Source organism: Rheinheimera gaetbuli (assembly GCF_054781935.1).
Window position 1 is genome coordinate 132,320 of record NZ_BAAGTL010000008.1, and the last position, 13,456, is coordinate 145,775.

Annotated in this window: 5 protein-coding genes; all 5 read left to right on the forward strand. The window is 51.6% G+C overall.

All coding sequences use genetic code 11. From position 1 onward, the window contains the following. Positions 1–54: 54 nt before the first annotated feature. From ACYVIC_RS07535 to ACYVIC_RS07555, 5 genes are read left to right on the forward strand one after another with little or no spacing between them, the layout of a single operon-like run. Positions 55–5,538 carry a DUF7379 domain-containing protein gene (locus ACYVIC_RS07535; RefSeq protein ID WP_460858713.1) on the forward strand — a complete coding sequence of 1,828 codons (5,484 nt, stop codon included), beginning with the start codon at positions 55–57 and terminating at the stop codon, positions 5,536–5,538. After that, on the forward strand, positions 5,538–6,167 hold the full coding sequence (locus tag ACYVIC_RS07540; RefSeq protein WP_460858715.1) for a hypothetical protein: 630 nt from the start codon (positions 5,538–5,540) through the stop codon (positions 6,165–6,167). Before ACYVIC_RS07535 ends, ACYVIC_RS07540 begins: the two co-directional genes overlap by 1 nt. Then, positions 6,164–9,328, forward strand: coding sequence for a tetratricopeptide repeat protein (locus ACYVIC_RS07545; RefSeq protein WP_460858717.1), 3,165 nt, complete (start codon positions 6,164–6,166; stop codon positions 9,326–9,328). The genes ACYVIC_RS07540 and ACYVIC_RS07545 overlap by 4 nt, the downstream gene beginning before the upstream one ends. Then, positions 9,318–12,437 carry a tetratricopeptide repeat protein gene (locus ACYVIC_RS07550; protein WP_460858718.1) on the forward strand — a complete coding sequence of 1,040 codons (3,120 nt, stop codon included), beginning with the start codon at positions 9,318–9,320 and terminating at the stop codon, positions 12,435–12,437. Before ACYVIC_RS07545 ends, ACYVIC_RS07550 begins: the two co-directional genes overlap by 11 nt. Before the next feature lie 2 nt (positions 12,438–12,439). Further along, a complete protein-coding gene (locus ACYVIC_RS07555) occupies positions 12,440–13,456 on the forward strand; it encodes a toll/interleukin-1 receptor domain-containing protein (protein ID WP_460858720.1) in 1,017 nt (338 codons plus the stop codon).

The window sequence follows — 13,456 nt, forward strand, 5'->3', positions numbered from 1 at the left end:
ACTTAATTGCAGGGTGTTTGGCCCTGCTAAGTCCTGACAGCATGGAGCAAATGGATGACCAGTCAAACTCGTATTCAATTTGCAGTTCGTAGTATTTCGCAAGATGCTTCCGTATCGACCGACGCAGAGTATCAGGTGCGCAGTGTCAAACTTGCGGGCGGCAATAAACGTGCAGCTGGCAACTCTCAGGTGCTTAGCGCGGAAAGCGGCAAAGATTTAGTACACCTGATTTTAAAAGATCAGAGCGGCCAACCGTTTGATTTATGGTTGCATCCGCAGCATGCCCGGGATTTGTTGCTAAGCCAGCAAGGTGGAAAATTGGCTACAGATGGCACAGTGCAGGTGCCTGCCAACGCGCAGTGGCGTAGTCAGGATGGTGCGCAGCGGGGCTTTATTGGTGATTTGCTAATTGATACGCTGGAGTTGCTGGGGCTGAAGAAAAAAGCGGCTAAATTTACCTCAGCAGCTATTGGCGCACGTATTGACAGCAAGGTTAATGAGGGCGTGTACCGCCTGTCAGAACAGGCGATTGCTGATCTTAAGCAAGCGACCACTTGCCAACTAGACTCTGTTAGCCATCCGCAACTGGTGTTTATTCATGGCACCTTTAGTAACACCCAAGCGGGTTTTGCCGGCTGGTGGCTGCATCAACAGCAAATCCAACAGCTGTTTGGTTACTATCACAATCAGGTCTATGCGCTTGATCATGCTACGGTATTAAAAAGCCCTTTGTTTAACGCTCTGACGCTGGCAAAAGCCTTGCCGAAACGGGCAACTTTGCATTTGGTTACGCATTCGCGCGGAGGGCTGGTTGCGGAGTGTCTATTACGCGCCTTAACGTTAGCGGCTGATGATCAACTGTTTGACCAAGAAATATCAGACTATTTTCAGGACGATGCCTACTTACAACACAAACAGGAACTGACCGAGCTGGTCAGGTTGCTAAAAAGCAAAGACATTCGGATTGAACGACTGGTGCGGGTAGCTTGCCCGGCGCACGGGACCTTGTTGGCGTCAGACCGGCTGGATGCGTATCTTAGCGTGCTGAATTGGCTGGCAAAGCGGGCTAATATTCCGTTGTTACCTGGCCTGCTGGATTTTACCAAGGCAGTGGCACGTGAACGCACTGATCCCGCCAGCCTGACAGGCATCGAGGCGATGCGCTCGCAAAGCGCAGTAATACGTTGGTTAAATGCGCCCCTTAGCGATGGTTGTGACAGCCAGTTACGTGTAGTGGCTGGCGATATTGCCGGTGACTCGCTGGTATCCTGGATCAAAACCCTGCTAGCCGACAGCTTTTACCGTACAGACAACGACTTAGTAGTACAAACCAGCGCTATGTACGGTGGTGTACTGCGCCGTGATGCTCGCTTTATACTGGAAAGCAGCGGCAAAACCGACCATTTTAGCTATTTTAGTAATCTAAGTACCGCCAGCGCTATTACCGAGGCCTTAACGCAACAGCAACCGACTGGCTTCTTGCCGGTAGGCCCGTTGTCTTATCAGGGCAAAAGTGCTACAGGCGTGCGCGCCAGCGACAAATCCCGTTTCAGCCCCAATATTTTAGCTGCTAACGATTTAGGTAATGCGGCAAAACCCTTGGTGCTGGTGCTGCCGGGTATCGCTGGTAGCCATCTGCAGGCAGCTGGCCGACGTGAATGGCTGGCATTGCACCGCGCTTTTGGCATGCTGGATCGCATTCGCCTGCAAGATAATGACAACATCGAAGCAGACGGCGTGTTGCAAACCTACTATCAAACTCTGATAGAGCAACTGGCCTTGCAGTATGAAGTGCTGCCATTCAGTTACGACTGGCGCCGTTCGCTGGAAGATAGCGCTAAAGCTCTTGCTGCGCTGCTTCGGCAACAACTGGCACACCGGTCCAATACCGCTATTCATCTGGTGGCGCATTCGATGGGCTCTCTGGTGTTTCGGGTGCTGCAGATCGTTGAACCGGAGTTATGGCAAAGTTGGTTGAACCGGCCCAATACCCGGGTAATGTTGCTCGGGCCTCCAAACAACGGTTCCTGGGCACCGATGACTATGCTGACGGGTGATGACTCTTTTGCCAATATGCTGTGCCGGTTAAATGGCGATTTGCAGACGCTGGAAAGCCGCAAACTGATTGCAGATTTTACCGGTTTGCTGCAGTTACAGGCCGGTTTGCATGACCCGCAGCACCCGATGGCACAACAGGCCTACTGGCGCCAGTTAGCCGACGCAGATCAAATGGTTACTCAGGATACTAACCCTTGGTTTAGCCGGTTTTCGAAAAAGCACTTGTGGGCCATCCCGAGCGAGAACACGCTAGAGCAGGCCAGTTTACTGCGGCATAAACTTAATACCCAGTTGCCGTTATTGCAGGGCTACCACGATAAAATAAGTATCATTCTTGGCAGCAGCCCGCAAACGCCAGCGGGCTTTGTCGTAGATAGTCTGGGGGCGGTGCAATACCAATATAGCCAGCAAGGCGATGGCCGGGTGTGCTGGCACGATTCGGTTATCGAAGGCATAAAAACCTGGCTAAGCCCGCAGGTGCATGGTGCTTTGGCCAATGACAAGTACGTTATTGCAGCTTGCCAACAGTGGCTGGCAGGTAACACCATTCAGTCGGCAGGTTTACAGCCGTTCTATTTACCAGAGAGGCGTGACGATGGCGACAGCGCATTGTTGACAACCAAAACCAGAGCGCATGCCGAAACTGCATACAGTGGTTACCCGCTGGATGAAGCGACGGTGATGCAGGCCTTGTTTATCGATAGCAGTGTTGCCAGCCGTGCAGGGCAGCAACTCCCGCCATTGCAGCTAACTGTGCGCAACGACGATTTGCGATTTGTGCGCCAGCCACTCCTATTAGGGCATGTCAATTCAATGCAGCTTACCGGCTCAGAGCAGGCAGTGGACCAACTGCTGGGTGGAGATCTGCAGCTGGCTCTGCAGTCGGGTGTGTATCCGGTGACACCGGGACAGCACCAGATTTTTGTTAATCGCCAGCAAAATCCCGCCAATCCACTGGCTTATCCCAAGCCAGTAGCAGCAATTGTGGTAGGGCTGGGCGATGAAGGCGAGCTGACACCAGCAGCAATCCGGCGCACAGTGCAGGCTGGTGTAACCAGCTATTGTTTGCAGCAAGAGCGACAGATCTCGCAGTTAGAGTTGGCGGTGACCATTTTAGGCAGTGGTGGCATTGTCGCGGTTAGCCAGTCTGTACAGGCCTTAGTACAAGGCGTGCTGGATGCCAATGAAAAACTGCAGCAGCTCGCTATGCAGCGGCCGCACCGCACAGTAGCGCATGTTAGCAGGCTCTTGATTATTGAGCAGTTCCATAACCGTGCCCTGGAAGCATGGCATACGCTGCACGACTGGATAGCACTGAATAAGGCCTTGCCGCTGGAACTGACAAAGCAAGTGATAAGCGGCAACAATGGCATTTCACAACCGGTAGACGGCCATTACCGGAGCGTGAAATATGATTTGTTGCGAGTTAGTGCCCGGCCGTTACACCAGCAAAGCGCCAGCGCAACCGCGGTAGCCAACGCATCGTGTAATTTACTGCTGGAGTTTGCTCTGTTTACCCGTCGCGCCCGCTCTGAGCTTTATTACAAGGAAATTCAGGTAGCGCAAATCCGCGAGCTGCTGCGCAGCGCCGAGTTAAGTGGGTATTTTGATCAGACATTAGCCCTGACGCTGTTTCACTTAGTTCTGCCACATGAACTAAAAGCCAGTTTGGCGGCCTGCAGTGAGCTGGTAATGGAGTTGGACAACAACACAGCCTGGATCCCCTGGGAGTTACTGATTGAAGGTGCCGTGCAACACAACCCCATCGATCCCGGCACAGGGCAAGCGTTCAATAACAGTGTGCTGCGTAAACTCCGCTTGCGCGAGTTCAGGCGTCAGCCAACGGCGAGTTTGTCTGACAAAATTCTGGTGATTGGCGAGCCGTTAGTTGATGAGTTAGTGGCGCCATTACCGGGCGCGGCCAGAGAAGCAAAACAAGTAGCAAAGGTATTTTCCACGCGCGCGCATTTACTGCTTAACAGTAGTAGTAGCGATATCTTTAAAGCCGCATTCAGCCATGACTGGCAAATGGTGCATCTGGCCGGTCATGGCCTTTACTGCCCGTCAGACGAGGCTGGATCGCAAAGTTGTAAAACGGGCATGCTGCTACAAAACGGTATTGTATTTGGGCCTGCTGAATTTGACAGCATGCTGCATGCACCTGAACTGGTATTTGTAAATTGCTGTGAGCTGGGTAAGACGGAGCAGCAAAACGCTGCCCGTTACCATGATTTTGCTGCCAACGTTGGCGAGCAACTTATCCGTAGCGGTGTACGTTGTGTGGTGGTGGCAGCCTGGGCAGTAGCAGACCAGGCCGCCGAAGCCTTTGCTGGCAATTTCTATCAGGCATTGCGGCGCGATATGACCTTCGCTCAGGCAATACAGGCTGGGCGTAAAGCAGCTTTTGATGCCAACCCTAAGGACAACACCTGGGCTGCATATCAGTGCTATGGTGACCCGACCTGGCGGCTATGCGATAACGAGCAGACAAGTGAGCTGCAAACGCCGTCTCTAGCCAGTGCCCGCGAACTGCTACTCACGCTGGAACAACTGCAAGCACAGGCTGCTTATGGCAGTGATGACGAACGGTCAGGTTTACAAAACCGACTGATGTTGATTTTGCGCAGTAGCAACAACAGCTGGCTGCAACAAGGCCAGATTGCGGAGCAGATTGCCTACTGCTGGCTGGCACTAGGTGTTAAAAACCGTGCACACCATTGGTTTACCATTGCAGTAAATGCTGCTGATGGCTCAGCCAGTTTTGTGGCGCGCGAGCAACAGCTGAATTTGCAGGTACGCCTGGCTACTGACGAAGCAACCCTGAAAGCCGCTACGCAACAACTACAGCATTTAATTGAACTGGCACCAACAGCTGAGCGCTTCAGCTTGCTGGGTTCAGCCTGGAAACGGCGGGTTATGCTGATAGACAACACGCCGCCGGCAAAAGCGGCGGGCAAACGCGCGCAGCAGCCAGCAAAACCCACTAACGCAGCGGAGCTAACTGCAGCGTTAGAACAGATGGCTGCAGCCTATCAACAGGCCGCCGATCGCAATGCCAAAGACAGTTTTTACCCGTTAAGCCAGCTGTATCTGGCTAAGCTGCGGTTACATTGGCTGAACGCCAAATTTGCAGCACCAACAGATGATGACTGGCAAAAATTGCAGTATCTTTACCAGCAGCAGGCTGAACAGGAAGCCGATTTCTGGAACCATGTAGGCCCATTGGAAGCCGCCATTTGGCAAGCGATGCAACAACAGCAACTGCATCTCACACTGCCTGAGGTCAGCACTCAGTTACAAGAACTGCAGCTAAGAGTCAGCTCTGTACATTGGTGGCAATCGGTACGTGATACCGCCGACTTTATGGGGAAACCTTATTTACAGCATATTCAGCAAAACAACCTCGCTGACGCGGAAAACACTGCTGTGGAGCAGTTAATACAACTGTTGGCCATGTTCGCGACATCAGGAGACAAATAATGCCTTTTACACATGCATGTTTTATCAGCTTTTCTAGCGATGCCGGCCCAGCAACTCAGTTTGCAAAGTTATTTTACGAAGAGCTGAAAGACCAGTTGTCTTTTCTGGATAGGCAGCTCTCTATTTTTAAATACGATCAATCCGGTCACATAAAAAATAATGATGATTGGCAACAATGGATCTTGCCAGAGCTCAACAAAAGCGCGTTAATGATTACTATCGCGGCGCCAACATATTTTAGTTCTGAAAATACTTGCTTAAACGAATTCCGGTGTATGCAACAAGTGGCAGAGTATCGCTCCCAACTGCTTCAGAATGACCCCGCCGAAAATGACTGGATTATTGCTATCCGTATCTGTGATAAGCATCCTATGCCTGAGTTAAACAATGGTTACCAAATCAGAGATTTTATAGATTGTCGAATTAACCCAATGGCTATCAAACTCAAAAGACATCGTGCTACCGTCGCGGAAATCTCTGATCTGATACTGAGACATTGCCAGAAAATGCAATCTCGAGTTGACCAATTGCAGGTTGGCCCGCAAATAATCAATAAGATGTTTGCACCAAAACTTGCAGCGCCAAGCCTGCCTGATTCCTTTCCAAGTTGGACAGGGGTCAAGCCATGATATTAAGCAGAAAGCGAGCTATAAACACCTATTTTGATAAAGAATGCATGATCAGATTTGCCGATCCAAATCAAGATGGTGAAATTATTACCTTTTATTCTTACAAAGGCGGTACGGGGCGCAGTATTGCATTAGCTAATTGTGCTGGCTTAATGGCTGCTTGCTGGCCAGAGCAAGCCAAGCCGATGCTACTGGTTGATTTTGACTTGGAAGCGCCAGGTCTGCATCAATATTTAAAAGACTTTCTGCCGTCAGATGCTAAAAATCCGTTGCAACAAGGGACGTTGGAATTATTTACCTCGCTCAGCGAAAAAGTTGAGTTGCTGCTGCGAGAAGCCAAAACGGAAACGAATGATAAGTTAAGGCTATCGGATCAGGAATGTGACAACTTAATTCAAGATTTTGATTTTAAACCGTACTTAGTGCCTGTTTCTTTTGAAAAAAGTACTTCAGCGAGTACATCCGAAAAATGTTGGTTGATTCAGGCCGGAATGTTTGATTCAGAATATGGCCAAAAACTAGCGAAGATGAATTGGCAGCAGTTATTCGATAACGCCCCAGGTATATTTCGGTCGCTTGCGTCTTATTGGAAGTCGCAGTATGCCTGCATATTAATTGATTCCCGCACAGGGTTAAGTGACAGTAGCAGTATCTGTTCTACCCTCTTACCTGATGTTCTGACGGTTGTTTTTACACCAAATAGACAGAGCCTGGCAGGTATTACCCATGTAACAGAGTTTGCCAAAAACTATCGGCAACGCTCTGCAGACCTGCGGCCATTACGTGTATACCCACTCGCTTCGAGAATTGAGCAAAACAGTGAGGACTATCGGAACGTGTGGCGTTATGGAGCAGAAAATCATCATGTATTTGGCAAAGTTGAAGGCTATCAGCCATTGTTCGAAGAGCTGCTGCAACCTGCAGGTGAAGAAGAACAGGTATGTACTACGTCAGCACAAGAAGGCATGCTTGACAATTATTTTGCACAGGTATTTGTGCCACACAGTCCGGATTATGCCTTTGGTGAACGTTTATGTTTTGTCAGTAGCGCGGCCAGAGACCGCTATTCCTTGCGTCAGGCTTATGAAACGTTCTTACCCTGGTTAGTTACTGGTGCAGAGCCTTGGCAATATCCTGCTGATAAGCTTTCAGCTCTGAAACTGGCGAATCTTTTGCAAGAACTGGCTCCACCTGAGCTGGAGTTAAGCTGGCTGGATAACTGGTTACGGGACGGTGAGCACATTCAGCAGCAAGATCCGTTAGCTAAGATTGATAATTGGATCAGTAGTTTGCAAGATGGAAAAACCGTTAAGCAACTCAAAGCTATGGAAGCGTCGTTGCGCTTGGAGCCTGCTAACGAAGAGCTTCTAACAATACTGCCAAATCTGGTTCTTTTGCTGGCGCTGCACAAATTGCAAAGTCAGCGCTGGAAAGAACTACAGCAGCTTTTATCAGAGGCAGAAGAGTTGCTTGGAGGCTATGGCTTAAATGCCAGTTTTGAAAATGCGGCGACTAGCTGGTTACTTCGTACACTAACTACAGCACCGCGTTTGGTATTTTCAGCCATGGAAGCCGGGGCGATCACTAAACTTAGCCATTGGCTCGACGCTATAGGTTTAAGCCGAAGCGGCAGTTGGGTATGGCTACATTGTTTGGTTAGAGCCAATATAGAAAACTACCACGCACCGACAATACATGAACTTCGTTTAGTCAGTAAGCTGGAGAACCTATTAGAACAGCAGCAATCACTATTGGGTGATACCAATCAAAATACGCTCTATACAAAGCGTACCCTGGCTAAAATTTACTTTACACAAGGCGACTTGACAGCAGCTTGTCGCTTGCAAGAACTGGTACTTGAAGCATGCGAGCGCATTTTGGACCCAGAGCACCCGGATACGATTACCAGTAAAGCCGAACTGGCTGAGACGTTTCGGGCGCAGGGAGACCTAGATAGCGCTCGTCGATTAGAAGTTGCTGTGCTTGAAGCGCGTGAGCGCACCCTGGGCCCAGAGCATCCGGACACACTTAGCAGTAAAGCCAATCTGGCTAGTACTTTATGGCAACGAGGCGACCTCGCTGGCGCCCGTCGCTTAGAAGAAGCGGTACTGGAAGCACTCGAACGCACTCTGGGCGCAGAGCACCCCAGTGCACTCATCAGCAAAAACAACCTGGCCGGCACCTTAAAAGCACAAGGCGACCTCGTCGGCGCCCGCCGCTTAGACGAAGCGGTGCTGGAAGCAAGCGAGCGCACCTTGGGCGCAGAGCACCCCAGTACACTCACCAGTAAAGCCAACCTGGCCAGCACCTTAAAAGCACAAGGCGGCCTCGCTGGCGCCCGTCGCTTAGAAGAAGCGGTGCTGGAAGCACGTGAGCGCACTCTGGGCGCAGAGCACCCGGATACACTCACCAGCAAAAACAACCTGGCCAGCACCTTATGGCAACAGGGCGACCTCACTGGCGCCCGTCATTTACAAGAAGCGGTACTGGAAGCACGTGAACGCACCCTGGGCGCAGAGCACCCGGATACACTCACCAGCAAAAACAACCTGGCCGGCACTTTAGCGCAACAAGGCGACCTCGCTGGCGCCCGTCATTTACAAGAAGCGGTGCTGGAAGCACTCGAACGCACTCTGGGCGCAGAGCACCCGAATACACTTAGCAGTAAAAACAACCTGGCCGGCACCTTAAAAGCACAAGGCGACCTCGCTGGCGCCCGGCATCTACAAGAGGCGGTACTGGAAGCCCGCGAGCGCATCCTGGGCGCTGAGCACCCCAGCACACTAACCAGTAAAAACAATCTGGCCGGCACTTTAAAAGCACAAGGGGACTTAGCTGGAGCCCGATACTTAGAAGAGGCTGTGCTGGATTCGCGTGAATGCATCTTTGGAACAGAGCACCCTAGTACTCTTACTAGTAAGCACAATTTGGCTGTTACATTAAGGCAGCTTAAAGAGCACGAGCCGGCGCTGCAACTAATGAAAAATGCCTATGAAGGCAGAGTTGCAACGCTGAGTAAACAGCATCCCGATGCGATGGATTCTGGGCAAGCGCTGTTAGATTTAATGCTAGAGATGGAGTTACATCAAGAAGCCAGGGCCCTTTCTAAAGAGCTACACCGAGCCAACACTGGTTCGCAGCGAGGAAATTTTGACTCCTAAACCAATAGAGCTTTTTATCAGCTATCGCCGCACTCAGGCCTTAGCGGTGCAGGCCGCTGTTGCCTGCCTGGAGCAAGCGGGTATCCGCTGCTTTTTGGATACCAGCGACATTGACCCTCTGGCTGACTTTCCTGAGGTGCTGCGCGGTGCTATAGCTAATTCCAAAGCGCTATTGGTGTGGTGGAGTGCCGATTATGCTGATTCGGAGCATTGCATGGCCGAACTGACATTGGGTTGGCAGTATGCCCGGGCACAAAGCAGCGATGTTAGTCAGCGCATTTGGGTCGTCAACCCGGAGACAACAGCAGACCATATTTACGCTGGTGAGCTGCAAAGCAATAATTTGTTAGCCGGTAATAGCTTGCACGACGCGATGCTAACTGCGCAATTAACACAGAAATTAGCGACCTTAACCACGCCTTTGTCGAACGAGCAGCAAACTGTTGCAGCGGCCAGTTATGGCAGCCAGGCGCAAGCCGTTAGCTCGCACTTTACCGGTCGCCTGCGCGAATTATGGCAGCTGCGTAGCCTGCTGCATCCGGCCCAAATAAGCCAAACTAACCGCTTAGTGGCAATACAAACCCATGGCATGGCGGGCATTGGCAAAACCGAGCTGGCAAGGGCTTATGTAGACAAATTTAGTGCAGCATACCCGGGCGGGGTGTTCTGGTTAAATCTGGCGCCGTTAGACAGCGAAGCGCAAGTTGATGATAACAGTATGCGTAGAGTGTGGGCTGATGCGGTGCGCGAAGCGCTGGACTGGGGCGGTCAAAGCAGCTTTTGCCGCGATAGCGCCGGGCAATACCTGGAAGCACAGCCGCTATGGGAGAAGCTACAGCAACAAGGGCCATGGCAAAGCCAGCCAGTATTGTGGCTACTGGATAACGTGCCGGTACTCAATACAAATGTCTACAACCAACTACAAAAATGGCTAACCGCGCCGATGGCCAATAGCCATACGCTAATAACTACCCGCTTTTCCGGTGAGCTTGCCGGTTTTAAACCATTGAACTTAGCCCCCTTAGATAACATAAGTGCACTACGTTTATTGCGCAGTTATCGCGATTTTACACAAGCTGAACACCCCTTTGCGGAGCAGTTGGTGCAGCAAACCGGCGCTCATACTCTGGCGTTGGTGCTGGCAGGGGAACATTTAAAACACAGCAGTTATCAACAGCTGATTGATGGGGTTAATGCCCAGCAAGTGCTGCCGGTTATTGAACAGATTGCCGCACTGTTAGCAGCAGATTTAGGAGACAAAGCCGTGGGGATAGTCGCCACCTTTGCCTTATCTTTGCAGCGGCTTAATGATAATGCCAAGCGTTTATTGGCACTGGCCTGTCAGTGCGAAGGCAATAGCGCCTTTCCGGCTACGGCGCTAAAAGATGCAGCCAAGGCGCTGTTTCAGCTGGATGAAATGCCAGCCAGTGTGGCGCTACGTGGTCTGTCTCAGGCGGCCCTGGTACAACAAACCGAGCTGCGGGTAAAAAGCACAGATGGTGCAGCGCACAACGAGCCCATGCTGGAATTGCACCCACTGACTATCTCGGCCTGCTGGCACCTGCTTAGCAATCAGCAAGATGTTGCTCTGCCCGAAGTATCAGAACTGCAGCAGCACTTAATTGTCGTAGTCCTAAACCAATTTGCCAACGTTACTGATAACCGCAGCCATCCGCAACTACAGCCCTATCTTGCTTTGGCGCACTTTTTACCGCAGCAACATCAATCGGCAGAAGCATGTAGTTTACGACATCGATTAGAGCTTTATTATCTGCAGGCGGGGCAATTGCAAAATGCCAGGACCATCGCTGAAGAAAATATACGGTTTTTCACTGACGTGTTAGCTTTGCCTGCCGAACATAAAGACGTGTTAGTCAGCAAAGGCAACCTGGCCAGCACCTTAGGGCAACAAGGCGACCTTGCTGGCGCCCGTCGCTTAGCAGAAGCGGTACTGGACGCACGTGAACGCACCCTGGGCGCAGAGCACCCGGATACACTCACCAGCAAAAACAACCTGGCCGGCACTTTAGCGCAACAAGGCGACCTCGCTGGCGCCCGTCATTTACAAGAAGCGGTGCTGGAAGCACTCGAACGCACTCTGGGTTCAGAGCATCCCAGTACACTCACCAGCAAAAACAACCTGGCCGGCACTTTAGCGCAACAAGGCGACCTCGCTGGCGCCCGTCGCTTAGAAGAAGCCGTGTTGGAAGCGCGTGAACGCACCCTGGGCGCCGAGCACCCGGATACACTTAGCAGCAAAAACAACCTGGCCAACACCTTGGGGCAACAAGGCGACCTCGCTGGCGCCCGGCATTTGCAAGAAGCGGCGTTGGAAGCACGTGAGCGCACGCTGGGCGCAGAGCACCCGAATACACTTAGCAGTAAAAACAACCTGGCCAGCACCTTAAAAGCACAAGGCGACCTCGCTGGCGCCCGGCATCTACAAGAAGCGGTGCTGGACGCACGTGAGCGCACGCTGGGCGCAGAGCACCCGGATACACTCACCAGCAAAAACAACCTGGCCAGCACCTTATGGCAACAAGGCGACCTCGCCGGCGCCCGACGCTTAGAAGAAGCGGTGCTGGAAACACTCGAGCGCACTCTGGGTTCAGAGCATCCCAGTACACTCACCAGCAAAAGCAACCTGGCCAGCACCTTAAAAGCACAAGGCGACCTCGCTGGCGCCCGTCATTTACAGGAAACCGTGCTGGACGCACTCGAACGCACCCTGGGCGCAGAGCACCCGAATACACTTAGCAGTAAAAACAACCTGGCCGGCACCTTAAAAGCACAAGGCGACCTCGCTGGCGCCCGACGCTTAGAAGAAGCGGTGCTGGAAGCACGCGAGCGCACCCTGGGCGCAGCGCACCCGGCTACACTCACCAGCAAAAACAACCTGGCTTTTACTTTATGGCAGTTGAAGGAGTTACCACAGGCTTTGCAATTATTGCAGCAGGCGCATCAAGGTCGGTTAAAGCTGTTAGGTCAGCAACATCCGGATGTGATTAACACCGGTGAGGCGCTGCTTGGGTTAATGCGGGACATGGGGATGCAGCAAGAAGCGATGGCATTGCTTGCTGAGCTACGTAATGCAAGCAATGCGGGTTAGCCATGGCTGAATATTTGGCTCGTGTCAGTTGGCAAAGCATAAAGGAATATAAAAACCCAAAACATAGAAATGACGCACCGTCGCAGAAACATTTGCCATTGACCGATCAATATGGTTCGGGTCAGCCAATACTGGCTAAGTTGCGGTTTGGTGATGGGCTTTGGCTGTTTACCGCGCCGGAATTTAGTATTGGCAAGCAACGACGAATTTTGCCACCTTCAGTGCTGGGGCGTATTTCCATCACACATCAGCGTTTTCCGAAAACGGCATCTGTTCAGCTTGCAGCAGGCAGCCCGCCACAAGTTCAGCCTTCTGCGGGTATGACTGCAAACCAAATCACCAAAGACTATACATACTGGTGTGGTGGGATCGCTGGATTAGCGTTGCCAATTCATAATGCTTATGCGGTGTTTAAAAATCTGACTTTTGCGGGCACTCACAACAACGCTATTGCATCGTGCGAGCGGTGCCAACAAGCAGCCGTGCCGGCAACCGGACCTTATGGCCATTTGATGCAGCATTTTCAATCTATCCGCCGCTTGACGGAAGAAAGTGTCATGCAGTTAAAGCAATTGCAAGACATGGTTGCCTGTCGCAGAACGGTATTTCTTAGCCACCGCCATGCGGAAGCCAGCGCTTTGGTCAGCGAAGTCGCCACTATACTGCAACAAAACGCTGCCTTATGTTGGTGGGATGTGCAAGTAATGCCACAATCGCGTTGGTATGATGACGAGATATTGGTGCCAATGCTGAAAGATGGTATCCGCCAGGCAGCGTTGTTTGTTGCTTTTATAACCCCCGGATACTTTGAGCCCGGATGGGCAAGATATGAATTTAATATTGCTCGCAAATCTGGTGGCCCGGCAATAGTGCCGGTGTTACTAGATGGTGCTATGCAGCGGGACGAGAATATTCAACCACTGAAAAACCTGCAGCTACCCATAGTTGAGGAGCATTGCCCCCGCCGTATTGCAGATTTGATCCTGCAGCGTTTGCTATTGACGGGGCAGGTTGATTAG